The organism is Streptomyces sp. NPDC006326 (genome assembly GCF_040612915.1).
In the GTDB taxonomy this organism is placed as follows: domain Bacteria; phylum Actinomycetota; class Actinomycetes; order Streptomycetales; family Streptomycetaceae; genus Streptomyces.
This window is the reverse complement of sequence record NZ_JBEXRC010000016.1, coordinates 15,956-30,956: the sequence shown is the minus strand read 5'-3', so window position 1 is coordinate 30,956 and position 15,001 is coordinate 15,956. Positions and strand designations below refer to the sequence as shown.

Here is a 15,001-nt window from a genome sequence, read left to right as displayed (position 1 = left end):
TGGCTCACCTCCTGGGGAGCAGCAAAGAACGGTGCCAGTCATAAAACGCGGGCAGTACGGCACGCAGTACGCGGAAGGCCGATATTCCACCGCGGACGGTGCCGATGCGGACGAGCTCATGCTCCGGAGCGTCCACGATCACCCGGACGGCCGCAACCGGACGGCCGGGACCGCGTGCGGTGCCTCTCGCGGTCCAGAGGGTGGCCGCCGACTCCATGTCGACCGCGATGGCGTCGGTGGCCCGCAGGTGTGCGCGCTGCTGGCCGCGGACGACGTGGTCGGATCCGGTCAGGGCGCCGGTGTGCACGGTCCGGCCGGGGGCGGCCCGGGCGAGCGCCTCGGCGAGCAGGGCGGTCCCGTCGCACGGGACGGTGCCCCGGGGGTCGCGGGTCTCGTCGGCGACGACCAGGTCGCCGGGGTGCATGCCGGGGACCAGCCCGGCGCAGAACCCGGTGGCGAGGACGGCGGCCCCGCTCAGGCCCGGCTCCGCGAGCGCCCGGCCGACGGCCCGCTCGGCGGCGCGCGGGCCCATGCCCGTACGCAGCAGGGCATAGCCCTCGGGGGCGCGGCGGGGCCCGCGGTCGCCGCCGCTGCGCAGGGCCGCCTGCTCGATGCGCAGGGCGCAGGCCACCAGCAGCGGCAGCCCGGGGCTCATCAGCCCTCCCCCGGCGCAAACGGTTCCCCGTACAGGTAGCGGCCGAGCGCGGTGAGCGGGAACACCTGCCGGTAGAGGTGGTAGTTGATGGAGAAGTCCCAGGGGAAGCCGGTGCCGGTGAAGTACGGCTCGTCCCAGGAGCCGTCCTCGCGCTGGCCGTCCACCAGGTACGCGATGCCGCGCTCCACGGCCTTCGACTCCCGCTCCCCCGCCGAGAGCAGCGCCATCAGGGCCCAGGCGGTCTGCGAGGGGGTCGAGGCGCCGCGGCCCGCCCACTGGGGGTCCTTGTAGGAGCGCTGGTCCTCGCCCCACCCGCCGTCCTCGTTCTGTACGGTCTCCAGCCAGCGCACCGCCCGCCGGATCGCGGGATGCGCCGGGGCGATCCCCGCGGTGGTCAGCGCGGGGACCACCGAGCCCGTCCCGTAGACGTAGTTGGTGCCCCAGCGGCCGAACCAGCTGCCGTTGGGCTCCTGTTCGGCGAGCAGCCAGGCGATGCCGCGGCGGGTGCGGGGGTCGGCGGCCCTGCCCTCGACGGCGAGCATCTCCACCACGTGGGCAGTGACGTCGGCCGACGGCGGGTCGATGACCTCGCCGAAGTCGCAGAAGGGCAGGCGGTTGGGGAAGGGGCTGGTGTTGTCGGCGTCGAAGGCGCCCCAGGCGCCGTTGCGCGACTGCATGCCGAGGTTCCAGGAGACGCCGCGGGCGATGGCCGCCTCGACGCGGGACGGCCGGGGGTGCTTGATCCGGCGCAAGGCCAGGACGACTTCGGCGGTGTCGTCGATGTCGGGGTAGTTGTCGTTGTGGAACTCGAAGGCCCAGCCCCCCGGGGCCAGTCCGGGCCGCCGCACGGCCCAGTCGCCGGTGCGGACGATCTCCTCCCCGAGCATCCAGTCGGCGGCCCTGACCAGGGCCGGATGGTCGGCGGGCAGGCCCGCGTCGGCGAGGGCGATGGCGGCGAGGCAGGTGTCCCAGACCGGGGACTGGCAGGCCTCGACCATCCGGGCGCCGTCCTCGCGCCACACGGCGAACCGGTCCAGCGATTCCAGTCCGGCCCGCATGACGGGGTGCCCGAGGTCGTATCCGAGCAGGTGCAGGGCGATGATCGAGTACACGGCGGGCGGCTGGATGCCGCCCCAGCAGCCGTCGTTCTCCTGGCGCTCGATGATCCAGCGGGCGGCGGTGTCCATGGCCGCCTTGCGCAGCCGGCGGGGGGCGAAGCGCCGGTAGACGTGCAGGGCCCGGTCCATCCGCTGGAAGACGCCGTCCCAACTGGCCAGCGGGGCCGGGCGGGTGGCCGGGAAGGGCCGCCGGGCGTCGGTGTGCAGCTCGTCGAGGGCAAAGGGGGCGGGGCGGACCGGCCGCTTGGCGGAGACCACGGTCAGCGGGACGATGGTCTGGCGGGCCCAGCAGCCGAAGTCGTAGATGTTCAGCGGCACCCACGGCGGCAGGAAGACCAGTTCCGGCGGGAGTTCGGGCAGGTGGTCCCAGCTCCACCAGCCGAACAGGGCCAGCCAGACACGGGTGAAGACGCGGGCGGCGGCGATCCCGCCGTGGGCCCGGATCCAGGCGGAGGCGCGGGCCATGTGCGGGGCGTCGGGGTCGTCCCCGGCCAGGCGCAGGGCGACGTACGCCTCGATGGTGGCGGAGAGTTCGGGCGGCCCGCCGTGGAAGGTGGCCCAGGTGCCGTCCTCGCGCTGCTCGCCGCGGATGAACAGGGCGGCGGCCCGGGTGGTGGCCTCGTCCCGGATGCCGAGGAACTGCCGCAGCAGGAGGTCCTCGGCGTCCATGGTGACGTTGGTCTCCAGGTCGCCCTTCCACCAGCCCTCGGGGTCCTGGCGGTCGAGCAGGTGCCGGACCGCCCGCGCGGCGGCGTCCTGCACCGCCTGCGGTCCGCTCGCGGTCCGGCGGCGCTCCGGCGGCGCCGCGGGCGGGTCCCCCGGGATCCCGGCCGGCTCCGCGAGCCCCGTGCCGAGGACCGGTCCGGGCGGGCTCCCGGCCTGCCGGGCGGGGCGCACGGGCACGGCGCCCACCGCGGCCCCGCCGTCCTCCGGATCAGCGCCGCGGGCACCGGCACTGTCGGTCGTCGCTGTCATGGCTTCCCCTTACGTGCAGTGTCCTGTCCTCTGCTGTGCTGGGGTCTGCCGTCGGCCGGCGCTCCCGTCAGGAAGCGCCGGCCGGCGACCGGCGAGTCATATACGCGGCTGGGCGGCCCGGGTGACGGTCACCTCTTGCGCACGACGACGAAATCGGCGAGGGCGGTGAGCTGTTCGCGCACCCGCTGCGGCATGTCCACCTCGTCCAGGGCCCGGATCGCCACGGCGTGCTGGCGGCGGGCCTCCTCCGCGGTCCACGCGCGGCCGCCCGCCGCCTCGATGAGCGCCGCACGGGCCGCGAACTCCTCCTCGGAGAAGTTCTCGAAGTCGTTGCTCTTGGCGTCGGCGGCGAGCAGCTGCGCCAGCTCCTCGCAGGCCGGTCCGCCCGCGGCGAGCGCGGCGACGACCGGCAGGGACTTCTTGCGCTGGCGCAGGTCGCTCCAGGTCTGCTTGCCGGTGGACTCCGGGTCCCCCCAGATGCCGAGGAGGTCGTCGACGGCCTGGAAGGCGAGGCCCAGGTGGTAGCCGTACTCCTCCAGCTTGTCGGCCGTGCGGTCGTCCGCTCCGCCGAGCACGGCGCCGATGGAGACCGCGCAGGCGAGCAGGGCGCCGGTCTTGTTGCCCTCCATCTCCAGGCACTCCTCGACGCTGACGCGCTCGCGGTGCTCGTAGGAGATGTCCTGCGCCTGGCCGTCGATGAGCTTGCGGCTGGCGGTGGTCAGACGGCGCGCGGCCCGGCCCGCCTCGACGGTGCCGAGCTCCAGCAGCACCTCGTTGGCGAGGGCGAAGAGCGCGTCGCCGACCAGGATCGCCTGGGCCGGTCCGTGCACCTTCCACACCGTGTCGCGGTGGCGGCGCTGCTCGTCGCCGTCCATCAGGTCGTCGTGCAGCAGCGAGAAGTTGTGGACCAGCTCGACGGCGACGGCGCCCGGGATGCCGACCTCGGGCGCGGCGCCGGCGGCCTCGGCCGACAGCAGGGCGAGCGCGGGCCGCACGGCCTTGCCGCCGTCGCCGTCCGCCGGGTTGCCCTGGGCGTCGATCCAGCCGAAGTGGTAGGCGGCGACGGTGTCCATGGGCGCCGCGAGCCGGTCGACTGCGGCGCGCAGCGCGGGAGTCGACAGCGTGCGGCCGCGCTCCAGGAGGGCGAGGGTGTCCGCCTTCTCCGGACCGGCCGCGCCCATACCGGCATCCGTGTTCTCGACTGCCGGGTTCCCCGGGTTCACTGGCTCTCCTCTGTTTCCTGTACGTGCTGCTGTGCGGGTCGTGCCGGTGGTCGTCATACCGCCTCCTGCAGGGGGTGCTCGCGGTGGCGGCCGAGCGTGGTGAGGGCGGCGTGTGCCGCACCCAGTCCGCTGCGTACGGCGCCCTCCATCGTCGCGGGCCAACCGGTGGCGGTCCACGCACCGGCGAGGTAGAGGCCCGGCGTGTCGGTCCGCGCCCCGGGGCGCAGCCGGCCGACGCCGGGGGTGGGGGCGAACGTGGCGGTCCGCTCCCGGGTCACGAAGAAGTCCCGTACCTTGGCGCCGCGCGCGGCGGGCAGCAGCCGTTCCAGCTCGGGCAGGTACTTCGCGCGCAGCACCGAGACCGGCTCGTCGATGTCGTCCTGGGCGGCCGACTGGGACAGGGCGAGGTACTGGCCGCCGTCGGGCAGTCCGGAGGCGTCGGTCCGGTCGAAGACCCACTGGACCGGGGAGCCGAGCGCGGCGAAGAAGGGCTGCTTGAGCACCTTGCGGTCGTAGACGACGTGGACGTTGAGGATGGGCGCGGTGCCGATGTCGAGGAGCTTGTCCGGGTCGGCCAGGGCCCCGGGGGGCAGCAGTGCGTGCGCCTCGCGCTGCGGGACGGCGAGGACGACGGCGGCGGCGTCGAGCGACTCGGTGTCGGTGTCGACCCGCCAGTTCCCCTCCGGGGTACGGGAGACGGCGGTGACGCGGGTGCGCAGTTCGGTGCGTACGCCGGCCGCGTCGAGCGCCTTGCGGGCCAGGGTGTCGTGCAGGTCGCCGAGGGGGACCGCGGCCCAGCCGATGTCCGCGGCGCCGTTCTCGGAGAGCAGGCCGGTCTTGAAGACCATGGCGGCCAGGCCCAGCGAGGAGTGCTCGGCGGTGGCGTTGAGCGTGGCGATGCCGACGAGGTCCCACAGGGCCTCGACGGTACGCGGGCTCTGGCCGTAGCGGCCGAGCCAGGTCGCGAAGTCCAGGCCGTCGAGCGCCGGGTCGGCGGGGTCGAGGCGGCGCAGCGCGAGCGCGGCGCGCCCCACGCCCAGGCGCTCGCCGAGGGAGAGGTGGGGGTAGCGGGCGAGCGAGGCGGCCAGGTGCAGGGGCACGGGCAGGGCGCTGCGCCGCAGCCGGCCCAGGCGCGGGCCCCGGGGGTGGGCGACGTCGAGGACGGGTACGTCGAGCCGGTCCTGGAGCGGGGCGAGCGCGGCCCCGTCGATCCGGTCGAGGAACCACCGGTAGGCGGTGCAGCAGCGCAGGTAGACGTGTTGGCCGTTGTCGACGGTGAGGTCGCCGCGCTTGAAGGAGAAGGCGAGGCCGCCGAGCCGGGGGCGGCCCTCCAGCAGGGTCACCTTCAGGCCCGCGTCGGCGAGTTCGAGGGCGGTGGTGACGCCGGCGAGGCCGCCGCCGACGACCACGGCGTGCCGGTCGCTGCCGCTCATGCGTCCTCCCCCGTCGTCCGGCTGCCTGCCGGGGCGGCCGTACGGGCCGGACCCGCGGTGACGGACGCAGTGGCCGTCGCCGGGGTTGCCTGCGCGCGGCGGCGCGGCCCGCGCGGGCTGGTCGTCGGACTCATCAGATCCGCCTCCGCGTGCTCTGGCGCGAGATGGTGCGGGCGTCGAGGCCGGACAGTCCGCGCACGGCGACGTACGCCTTCTCGTGGGTCGGCAGGGAGACCCGGCCGCGGAGCACGGCGTAGGGCTCCCGCTCGATGCGGTCGAGGAGGCGGCGGTAGATGCCGGCCATGGCGGCGACGCAGGCGCCGCTGCGCCGGTCGAGCATGGGCAGCAGCCGGTAGCCCTCGACGAACAGGGCGCGGGCGCGCCGGACTTCGTGGTGGACGAGGCCGGCGAAGTCGGCGCCCGCGGGGACCCGGTCGCCGTGGAAGCCTCCGGTGCAGCCGAACTTGGCGAGGTCCTCGGCGGGGAGGTAGGTGCGGCCGTTGGCCGCGTCCTCGCGGACGTCGCGCAGGATGTTGGTGAGCTGGAGGGCGAGGCCGAGGGTGTCGGCGTACGCGTCGGCCCGGTCGGCGTCGGCCGCGCCCGGTGTGGTGCCGAAGACGCCGAGCGAGAGCCGCCCGATGGCACCGGCCACGCAGCGGCAGTAGGCCTTGAGGTCCTCCCAGGTCTCGTAGGTCTCGCCGCGGACGTCCATGAGGACGCCGTCGATGAGTTCGTCGAGCCCGCCGAGCGGGATGGGGAAGCGGCGTGCGGCGTGGGCGAGGGCGACGGCGACCGGGTCGGTGTCGTCCTCGGCGACCTCGCCCGCCCTGATCCGGCCGAGCTGGGCGCGGGTCTCCTCCAGCCGGGCGAGTTTGGCCGCGGGGGCGAGCGTGCCGTCGCCGATGTCGTCGACGCGCCGGGAGAAGGCGTAGAGCGCGGACATCGCCTGCCGCTTGTCGGTGGGCAGCAGGCGGATGCCGTACGCGAAGTTGCGGGCCTGCGACCCGGTGACCGCCTCGCAGTAGCTGTAGGCCGCGAGGACCGGTGCCGACGGTACGGACGTGTGTGCGAAACCCTCCACGGTCGGGCTCACCCCTTTCTCGGCGCTGTGCGCAGGACGGCGGCCACCTCGCGGAGCAGGCCGTGCTTGGTGGGCTTGGGCGGGCCGGGCAGTACGTCGAATCCGGCGGCGGAGACGGCCCGCAGGGCGGCGCGCCCTCCTCCCACGAAACCCGCGAGCAGCAGCCGGAGCCTGCCGTGCACGCTGCCCACGAGCAGGGTGCCTTCGTCCAGCAGGTCCCGGGCGCGTTCGGCCTCGAAGGCGATCAGGGAGCGCACGGACGCGTTCGCGGTGGGCGCCTTCAGGTCGGTTGCGGTCACGCGGAAGCGGCGCAGGTCCTCGGCGGGGAGGTAGATCCGGTCCCGGCCGAGGTCCTCGGCGACGTCCTGGACGTGCTCCACGATCTGCAGGGCGGTGCAGACGGCGTCGGAGCGGCGGATCCGTTCGGGGGTGCCCGTCCCGGTGAGGGACAGCACGAGGCGGCCCACCGGGTTCGCGGAGAGCTCGCAGTAGCCGAGGAGCTCGCCGTACGTCTCGTAGCGGGCGACGCGCTGGTCCTGCCGGTTGGCCTCGATCAGCCCGAGGAACGGCTCCGGGGTGAGGCCGTGGTCGCGGACCACGGGCCGCAGTGCCTGGAGCAGCGGGTGCCGCGGGCCCTCCGCGGCGCCGAAGACGCGCATCAGGTCGGCCTCGAAGGCGTCGAGCATGGTCAGCGGGTGGTCCGCGGCGGCCGGGTCGAGTCCGAGGAGGACGGCGTCGTGTCCGCCCGGGGCAAGGTCGCCGTCGCCGATGTCGTCGACGAGGCGGGCGTACCCGTACACCGCCATCAGGCCCTGGCGCCAGGCGCGGGGGAGGAACGACGGGGCGACGGGGAAGTTCTCCGTCCGGGCCTTGGAGAGGGTGGCCCGGGCGAGGGCGTCGGAGGCCGGTGCGGACCGGGGACGGTTGCCGTGCCCCGGGCTCACCGCCCGCCGCCCGCGGCGGGGACGGCCTGAGGGGTCCCGGCGCTCCCTGTTCCCGCCTGTCCGGCAAGACACCGCCCAATACCTGGGGGCCGGAGAATTCCCGTCGCCATTGCCGTCACGTCTCCCGTTCTACACTGCGAACCCAATACATCCTATTTCGGACACGCCGCCGGGTTTTCCCCGAGGTATCCCAGGCCGTTTCACCTGTGGGGAATCGTCCCCTCTTGCCGCGATTCAGGACCGCTCCAGCTTACGCTGTACAACGCCGCAGGGGCCTCTGGGGTATTCCTGCGCCACCGAATGTCGTTCCCCGCCTCCGGGCGGCCCGCCGGGGGCATGGCGCGGCCCCCGCCGCACGAGGCGACGGGGGCCGGCGGTGACGCCACGTCAGTGGTTGGTCGCCTTCTCGTAGGCCGAGACGACTTCCTCGGTGGGCCCGTCCATCAGGAGCTCGCCCTTCTCCAGCCACAGCACCCGGTCGCAGGTGTCGCGGATGGACTTGTTGTTGTGGCTCACCAGGAAGACCGTGCCGGCCTTCTCCCGCAGTTCGCGGATCCGGTCCTCGGAACGCACCTGGAAGCTGCGGTCACCGGTGGCCAGCGCCTCGTCGATCATCAGGACGTCGTGGTCCTTGGCCGCCGCGATGGAAAAGCGCAGACGCGCCGCCATACCCGAGGAGTACGTGCGCATCGGCAGGGAGATGAAATCGCCCTTCTCGTTGATACCGGAGAAGTCGACGATGTCCTGGTAGCGCTCCCTGATCTGCTCTCGGCTCATGCCCATCGCGAGCCCGCCGAGCACGACGTTGCGCTCGCCGGTCAGATCGTTCATCAGTGCGGCGTTGACGCCCAGCAGCGAGGGCTGGCCGTCGGTGTAGACCCGGCCGGACTCGCAGGGCAGCAGCCCCGCGATGGCGCGCAGCAGGGTCGACTTGCCGGAGCCGTTCGAGCCGATGAGGCCGATGGCCTCGCCGCGGTACGCCGTGAAGGAGACGCCGCGCACGGCGTGGACGCGGCGCACGCCGGGAGCGTCGCCCTTGCCCCGGCGGACTATCTTGCTCAGCGCCGCGGTGGCGCTGCCCTTGCCGGAGCGGCCGGTGTTCACGCGGTAGACGATGTGCACCTCGTCCGCGATGACGGTGGGGATCTTCCCCAGGGTGTTGTCAGCCACGGCCGTAACGCTCCTCAGCCTTCCAGAAGTACACGAAGCCGCCCAGGCCGATCACGACGGCCCAGCCGACGGCGAAGGCCCAGACGTGCGGCGGCAGGTTCTCGCGGCCGTAGTCGTCGATCATCGCGAAACGGACCAGGTCCATGTAGATCGCCGCCGGGTTCCACTGGAGGACGTCGGCGATCCACGCGGGCCTGTCCGCGAGCACGGTGCTGATGGAGAACATGACGCCGGAGGCGTACATCCACGTACGCGTCAGGAACGGCATGAGCTGCGCCAGGTCGGGGGTCTTGGCCCCCATCCGCGCGAAGATCAGCGCCAGGCCGGTGTTGAAGAGGAACTGCAGCGCCAGCGCCGGGACGACCAGCAGCCACGACAGCCGCGGGTAGCTGCCGAAGGCGATCGTGACGATGACCACCACGATCATCGAGTACAGCAGCTGTCCGAGCTGCTGCATCGAGAAGGAGATCGGCAGGGACGCCCGCGGGAAGTGCAGCGCGCGGACCAGGCCCAGGTTGCTCGGGATCGCCCGGACGCCCGCCATCAGCGAGCTCTGGGTGAAGGTGAAGACGAAGATGCCGGTCACCAGGAAGGGGATGTAGACCCCCTTCTCCATGCCGCGGCCGGCCTTCAGGATCAGGCCGAAGATCAGGTAGTACACCAGGGCGTTGAGCAGGGGGGTCGCCACCTGCCAGACCTGCCCGAGCTTCGCCTCGCTGTACTGGGCCATGAGCTTGGCCCGGGAGAACGCCATGATGAAGTGGCGCCGGTCCCACAGCTGCCGCACGTATCCGGCCAGGGTGGGCCGGGCGCCGCTGACGGACAGGCCGTACTTCGCGGCGAGCTCCGCGGGGGTCAGCCGCGCGTCTTCGGACGGCGGCTTGCTCGTGGCGAGGGCGCCATCCTGGGTTGTGTCACTCACAAGTTGAAACTTTCCGTCTTCAAGATGCGGCAGATGGTGGCATCGGGCCTGGGCGCTCGGCCCGTGATCGCGTGATCGCGCCATGGTCTCAGACGCGAGCGTCTCAGATGACAGGCGGTCGGCCCAGCCGGGTCAGCCGCCAGACCGTACGCCACCTCATGGGGCGCCGGGGACCGCACGGAGTGGTCCACCCCTCCTTGAACCCGCCGAACCAGGCCTTGAGGGCCGTGGCGGACGGTCTGCGCAGAAGCGTCAGCAGCAGCCAGACGCCCACGTAGACCGGGACCAGCAGGGCCGGCAGGTTACGGCGGGCGAGCCACACCCGGTTACGGGCCACCATACGGTGGTAGACCGCGTGCCGGGAGGGGGCGGTCTTCGGGTGCAGCAGCACCATGTCCGCCCGGTAGTCGATCAGCCACCCTGCGTCAAGCGCCCGCCAGGCCAGATCGGTCTCCTCGTGCGCGTAGAAGAACTCTGCCGGCAACAGCCCGGCCTGCGAGAACACCGCCGTGCGGACGGCGCTGGCGCCGCCGAGGAAGGTGGTGACGCGGGAGGAGCGCAGCGGGTCCGAGGCGCGCAGCCGGGGCACGTGCCGGCGCTGGGTCTCGCCGGACTCCGGGTCCACGATGCGGAAACTCACGATCCCGAGCCGCGGGTCCTCGGCGAAGGCCTGCCGGCACAGCTCGGCGGTGTCGGTGCGCTCCAGCAGCCCGTCGTCGTCGAGGAAGAGCACGACGTCCACGTCGCGGCCGGCCGGGCCGAAGGCCTCGATGCCGGCATTGCGCCCGCCCGGGATGCCCAGGTTCTCGGGCAGCTCCACGGTGCGGACCCCTTCGGGCAGCCCGTCGAGCCGTACCCCCTGGCCCACGACGACCACCTCGACGGGCTCGCCCTCCTGGCGGGCCACCGAGTCGAGCAGTGCCTTCAGCTCGTCGGGGCGGGTGCCCATGGTGATGATCACCGCGCCGACGCGCAGCGGGGCGCTCACCGGAGCCTGCTCGACACGAGGACGGACACCAGGTGCAGCAGCGTCTGGAGCATCGCGATGCCGGCCAGGACGGCGACGCCGAGCCGGGAGAAGAACAGGTCGCCGCGGACCTGGTCCAGGACGGCCAGCAGCAGGATGAGCAGGGAGGCCTCGATGCCGAGGACCAGCCGGTGGAACTTCAGCGCGGCCGCCGCCCGGCGGGCGAGGGCCATGCCGGAGGAGCGCGGCTCGGCGGCCGCTTCCTTCACCGGCGGCAGGCCGCCCTGGTGGCGGGCGACGCCGACCAGGTCGGTCTCGGCCTTGATCAGCATGGCGCCGACCGCCGCGAGGGTGCCCAGGAAGGCCCACAGCCAGTCGATCCGCCCGCTGCCCCACAGGTCGGCGGCGCGCAGGCCGAAGCCGACCAGGACCGCCGCGTCGCACAGGTAGGCGCCGACCCGGTCCAGGTACACGCCGGAGAGCGAGAACTGCTGCTTCCAGCGGGCGACCTCCCCGTCCACGCAGTCGAGGAGCAGGTAGAGCTGGACCATGACCACGCCGAGGACGGCGCCCCAGACGCCCGGCACCAGCAGGGCCGGGGCGGCCAGGACACCGGCCAGGGTCATCACGTAGGTCAGCTGGTTGGGCGTGACCTTCGTGGTGACCAGGAGGCGGGTGATGCGCAGGGAGATCTCGCGCATGTAGAGGCGGCCGCCCCAGTGCTCGCCGCTGCGCCGGTCCTTCACACCCGCCGGGTGGACGACGGGCCGGAGTTCAGCTACGGATGGTCTTGGCATAGTCGGCGTAAGCGTCCCTGATCTCGGCGGCGGACAGGTTGAGGTGCTCCAGGATCGTGAAACGTCCGGGGCGGGTCTGGGGGGCGTACTCGACGGCCGCGACGAACTCGTCCACGCTGAACCCGATCTCCTCGGGCCGCACGGGAAGTCCGTGGCGCTGCAGCACCTCCACGAAGAGCCCGGACTGCTCCGCGGCTCCGCGCAGGTGCATGGCGAAGGCGGCGCCGAGGCCCACCTGCTCCCCGTGGAGCGCGGAGCGCCCCGGGTAGAGCAGGTCGAAGGCGTGGCTGATCTCGTGGCAGGCGCCGGACGAGGGCCGGCTGTCCCCGCTGATCGACATGGCGATGCCGGAGAGCACGAGCGCCTCGGAGAGCACGGTGAGGAACTCGTCGTCGGTGCAGCCTCCGGGGTGGCGCAGGACCGACTCGCCGGCGGTGCGGGCCATGGCGGCGGCCAGGCCGTCGACGGGCTCACCGGTCAGGCGGTGCGAGAGCTCCCAGTCGGCGATGGCCGAGATGTTGGAGATCGCGTCGCCGACGCCGGCGCGGATGAACCGTACGGGGGCCTGCTTGATCACGTCGAGGTCGATGACCATCGCGATCGGGGTCGGCACACCGTAGGACCCGCGGCCGTTGTCGTTGTCCAGGATGGACACCGGCGAGCAGATTCCGTCGTGGGAGAGGTTGGTGGCGACGGCCACCATGGGCAGCCCGACCCGCGCCGCGGCGTACTTCGCCACGTCGATGATCTTGCCGCCGCCCAGGCCCACCACGGCGTCGTAGCGGCGGCCCTTTATGTCGTCGGCCAGCTTGACGCCGGAGTCGATCGTGCCGTCGACCACCGGGTACCAGTCGGCGTGCGGCAGGACGGGCTCCAGCCTGGTGCGCAGTGCCACACCGGAGCCGCCGCTGATCGCGATCGCCAGCTTGCCGGACGCCGAGATCCGCTGGTCGGCCAGGAGGCCGGCCAGGTCGTCCATGGCGCCGCGGCTGATGTCGACGACGACCGGGGAGGGGATGAGCCTCGTCAGTACTGGCATGCGATCGTCCGGCCCTTGGCGAGGTCGTCGTGGTTGTCGATCTCGACCCACTTGACGTCGCCGATGGGGGCCACGTCGATCACGAAGCCGTCGTTGACGAGCTGCTGGTAGCCGTCCTCGTAGTACAGGTCGGGGTCGCGCTCGAAGGTGGTCTTCAGGGCCTCGGCGAGGGCCTCGGCGGCCTCGGGCTCGATCAGGGTGACACCGATGTACTCGCCGGTGGCGTCGGCCGGGTCCATCAGCTTGGTGATCTTCCGGACGCCCTTGTCGCCGTCGACGACCACCTTCATCTCCTCGTCGGCCAGGCTCTTCACCGTGTCGAGGGCGAGGATGATCTTCTGGCCGTTGCCGCGGGCGGCGAGCAGGGTCTGCTCGACGGAGACCGGGTGGACGGTGTCGCCGTTGGCGAGGATCACACCCCGGCCCAGGACGTCACGGGCGCACCACAGGGAGTAGGCGTTGTTCCACTCCTCGGCCTTGTCGTTGTCGATCAGCGTGATCTTGACGCCGTACTTGGCCTCCAGGGCCTCCCGGCGCGCGTACACGGCCTCCTTGCGGTAGCCGACGACGATCGCGACCTCGGTGAGGCCGACCGCGGCGAAGTTGCCGAGGGTCAGGTCGAGGACCGTCAGGCTCTCCTCGTCGCCTTCCGGGCCGACGGGCACGAGGGCCTTGGGCAGGGTGTCGGTGTAGGGACGCAGGCGGCGTCCGGCACCGGCAGCGAGTACAAGGCCGATCATGCTGGTTCTCCTTCGTCATGTACGGCGGGTGCCCCGGAGGAGACCCAGAAGCGGATGCTCTCGGCGAGCACCACGAGTGCCACGAACACGGCCATGGCCGTGAGCGCGACGGGGAACGTGCCACGGGGCAGGACGGCGGCCAGGACCACGGTCAGCAGGACGCGGCCGTCCTGCCCGCCGATCGTCCACACCAGCCACCTCGGCGGCGCGCCGGAGCCGCCGCGGATGCGGTAGACCGTGTCGTAGTGATGGTAGGCGACCGCCGCGACCAGTCCGAATGCGGCGGGAAGGGCCCCGGGCACGTCCGCCTTGGCGGCGAGCGCCAGGACGGTGGTGTACTCGGCGAACCGGAACAGCGGCGGGACCAGCCAGTCCAGCGCCCCCTTGAGCCGGCGTGAGACGGCCACCCCGGAGAAGATCACGTACACGGCGGCGGTGCCGATCAGCCACGGATCGCCGAACGCCTGCCTCGCCGCGCCCCCGGTGATCAGCACGGAGCCGACCACGGCGAGCCCCACCGAGGCGCCGGCGGCCAGGGCCCTGTCGCGCGGCGAGGCCAGGGCGGAGGCGAGCGGCCCGCTGTCGGCGAGGTCGGCCAGGGCCTGGGCGGCCCGGTCGGTGCGCTTCGCCTTGCGGGTCAGCGAGCGCAGGACCCGGCCGGCGGTGGTGTAGAGCGCGCCGAAGGCGCAGCCGATGAGCAGGGCGTAGAAGACGATCCGGGGGCTCGTCGCGGCCGTCAGGACCGCGATCATCGCCCAGCGCTCGCCGATCGGCAGGATGATCATCCGCCGGATCCAGACGGTCCAGCCGACGCTGTCGAGCCGGTCGGACAGGGCGGCCGTCGGGCTCGTGTTGGCCGTGGCGTCGTGGTTGGCCTCGTTGAAGGCGAAGTCCACGACGTGGCGGCAGGTCATGAGGATCATCGAGCCGAGCGCCAGGGCCCACACGTCGTCGCCGTTGCGGGCGGCGCCGAGCGCGAGGCCCGCGTAGAAGGAGTACTCCTTCGCGCGGTCGAAGGTGGCGTCGAGCCAGGCGCCCATCGTCGAGTACTGGAGCGAGTAACGGGCGAGCTGGCCGTCCGTGCAGTCCAGGACGAAGGAGACCAGCAGCAGCACGCCGGCGGTGACGTAGCCCCAGCGCTCGCCGGTGGCGGCGCAGCCGGCCGCGACCAGCGCGGTGATCAGCGAGGCGGTGGTGACCTGGTTCGGGGTCAGCCCGCGGCGGGCGCACCAGCGGGCGAGGTAGCGCGAGTACGGGCTGATGAAGAACGTGGTGAAGAAGCCGTCGCGGGACTTCACGGCGCTGCGCAGCCGTACGGCCTCCTCGTCCACCGCGGCGACGGCGGCGGTGGCCGCGTCACGCTCCGGGGCGGTGGTGGGCACGGCGGCGACCAGGCTGCCGAGCTCGGGGCGCTGGACCGCGGTCCCGGCCGCCTCGACGGCGCCGGCGAGCCGGTCCGGGTACGGGCCGGAGCCCTCCAGGGCCGTCGGCGGGAGCGCGGCGGCCTTGTCGAGGGCCGCGCGGGCCGCCGGCTGGACGGTGAGGGCGCCTGTCACGGCGCAGGCGTCGAAGCGCGGGTCGGTCAGGGCGAGCCGCAGCGCGTGCACGTGCCCGACGAACGCGCTGTCCACGACGGCCACCCGCTGGTCGGCGGGTACGTCGGCCAGGGCCGCGGCGGTCTCTTCGGGGCCGGCGGCGGAGCGGACGTCGAAGCCGAGGGAGCGCAGCTCGTCCGTGAGCGGTGATCCGGGGACCGGCAGGCCGGTGAGGATGACGGTCGACAGACGAACTCACTCCTTGCAGCGAACACGGGACGGGCGACGCCGCGCGGGGGCGGCGGCACGTCGGCAGAGGCTATCGGATGAATGGAAGCAGGGGTTCATCACCCGTTTACTCCCCGATAAGCCGAATAATCCGGGGCTTCTGCGCCGCCGGAG

General features: G+C 72.9%; 14 protein-coding genes. 1 reads left to right on the top strand and 13 read right to left on the bottom strand.

Going from position 1 to position 15,001, the window contains the following annotated elements; genetic code table 11:
- Positions 1 to 4: 4 nt before the first annotated feature.
- The 13 genes from ABZ128_RS15065 to ABZ128_RS15005 all read right to left on the bottom strand — a co-directional run bounded on the left by ABZ128_RS15065 (position 5) and on the right by ABZ128_RS15005 (position 14,695).
- Entirely contained in the window at positions 5 to 655 is a 651-nt protein-coding gene (locus tag ABZ128_RS15065) for a 1-hydroxy-2-methyl-2-butenyl 4-diphosphate reductase (RefSeq protein WP_356848611.1), read from the bottom strand.
- Complete coding sequence (shc, locus tag ABZ128_RS15060) at positions 655 to 2,748, bottom strand: squalene--hopene cyclase (RefSeq protein WP_356848610.1); 2,094 nt, start codon at positions 2,746 to 2,748, stop codon at positions 655 to 657. The genes ABZ128_RS15065 and shc overlap by 1 nt, the downstream gene beginning before the upstream one ends.
- Positions 2,749 to 2,876: 128 nt before the next feature.
- A complete protein-coding gene (locus ABZ128_RS15055) occupies positions 2,877 to 3,929 on the bottom strand; it encodes a polyprenyl synthetase family protein (protein ID WP_356848742.1) in 1,053 nt (350 codons plus the stop codon).
- Positions 3,930 to 4,024: 95 nt separating this feature from the next.
- On the bottom strand, positions 4,025 to 5,404 hold the full coding sequence (gene hpnE, locus ABZ128_RS15050) for a hydroxysqualene dehydroxylase HpnE (protein WP_356848608.1): 1,380 nt from the start codon (positions 5,402 to 5,404) through the stop codon (positions 4,025 to 4,027).
- A gap of 133 nt (positions 5,405 to 5,537) precedes the next feature.
- On the bottom strand, positions 5,538 to 6,485 hold the full coding sequence (gene hpnD, locus ABZ128_RS15045) for a presqualene diphosphate synthase HpnD (RefSeq protein WP_356848607.1): 948 nt from the start codon (positions 6,483 to 6,485) through the stop codon (positions 5,538 to 5,540).
- An 8-nt stretch (positions 6,486 to 6,493) separates the two neighbouring features.
- Complete coding sequence (gene hpnC / locus ABZ128_RS15040) at positions 6,494 to 7,429, bottom strand: squalene synthase HpnC (protein WP_356848606.1); 936 nt, start codon at positions 7,427 to 7,429, stop codon at positions 6,494 to 6,496.
- 387 nt (positions 7,430 to 7,816) lie between these two features.
- A complete protein-coding gene (locus tag ABZ128_RS15035; RefSeq protein ID WP_356848605.1) occupies positions 7,817 to 8,599 on the bottom strand; it encodes an ABC transporter ATP-binding protein in 783 nt (260 codons plus the stop codon).
- Entirely contained in the window at positions 8,592 to 9,521 is a 930-nt protein-coding gene (locus ABZ128_RS15030) for an ABC transporter permease (protein ID WP_356848603.1), read from the bottom strand. The genes ABZ128_RS15035 and ABZ128_RS15030 overlap by 8 nt, the downstream gene beginning before the upstream one ends.
- Positions 9,522 to 9,624: 103 nt before the next feature.
- On the bottom strand, positions 9,625 to 10,497 hold the full coding sequence (locus ABZ128_RS15025; protein WP_356848740.1) for a glycosyltransferase: 873 nt from the start codon (positions 10,495 to 10,497) through the stop codon (positions 9,625 to 9,627).
- Positions 10,498 to 10,505: 8 nt separating this feature from the next.
- Entirely contained in the window at positions 10,506 to 11,285 is a 780-nt protein-coding gene (locus ABZ128_RS15020) for a CDP-alcohol phosphatidyltransferase family protein (RefSeq protein WP_356848601.1), read from the bottom strand.
- On the bottom strand, positions 11,263 to 12,324 hold the full coding sequence (locus ABZ128_RS15015) for an iron-containing alcohol dehydrogenase family protein (RefSeq protein WP_356848600.1): 1,062 nt from the start codon (positions 12,322 to 12,324) through the stop codon (positions 11,263 to 11,265). Before ABZ128_RS15015 ends, ABZ128_RS15020 begins: the two co-directional genes overlap by 23 nt.
- The gene (locus tag ABZ128_RS15010) at positions 12,312 to 13,064 is read right to left on the bottom strand and encodes a phosphocholine cytidylyltransferase family protein (protein WP_356848598.1); all 753 of its coding nucleotides are present in this window, start codon (positions 13,062 to 13,064) and stop codon (positions 12,312 to 12,314) included. The genes ABZ128_RS15015 and ABZ128_RS15010 overlap by 13 nt, the downstream gene beginning before the upstream one ends.
- A complete protein-coding gene (locus tag ABZ128_RS15005) occupies positions 13,061 to 14,695 on the bottom strand; it encodes a DUF5941 domain-containing protein (RefSeq protein ID WP_356848597.1) in 1,635 nt (544 codons plus the stop codon). The genes ABZ128_RS15010 and ABZ128_RS15005 overlap by 4 nt, the downstream gene beginning before the upstream one ends.
- Between ABZ128_RS15005 and ABZ128_RS15000 the strand changes: the two genes are divergently transcribed.
- A complete protein-coding gene (locus ABZ128_RS15000) occupies positions 14,672 to 14,809 on the top strand; it encodes a hypothetical protein (RefSeq protein ID WP_356848596.1) in 138 nt (45 codons plus the stop codon). The genes ABZ128_RS15005 and ABZ128_RS15000 overlap by 24 nt on opposite strands.
- Positions 14,810 to 15,001: the final 192 nt, after the last annotated feature.

Coding starts and splice junctions, on each gene's coding strand:
- ABZ128_RS15055 (WP_356848742.1), bottom strand. CDS start 3,929: ATGGGCGCGGCCGGTCCGGAGAAGGCGGACACCCTCGCCCTCCTGGAG.
- ABZ128_RS15010 (WP_356848598.1), bottom strand. CDS start 13,064: ATGATCGGCCTTGTACTCGCTGCCGGTGCCGGACGCCGCCTGCGTCCC.
- ABZ128_RS15020 (WP_356848601.1), bottom strand. CDS start 11,285: ATGCCAAGACCATCCGTAGCTGAACTCCGGCCCGTCGTCCACCCGGCG.
- shc (WP_356848610.1), bottom strand. CDS start 2,748: ATGACAGCGACGACCGACAGTGCCGGTGCCCGCGGCGCTGATCCGGAG.
- hpnE (WP_356848608.1), bottom strand. CDS start 5,404: ATGAGCGGCAGCGACCGGCACGCCGTGGTCGTCGGCGGCGGCCTCGCC.
- ABZ128_RS15065 (WP_356848611.1), bottom strand. CDS start 655: ATGAGCCCCGGGCTGCCGCTGCTGGTGGCCTGCGCCCTGCGCATCGAG.
- ABZ128_RS15015 (WP_356848600.1), bottom strand. CDS start 12,324: ATGCCAGTACTGACGAGGCTCATCCCCTCCCCGGTCGTCGTCGACATC.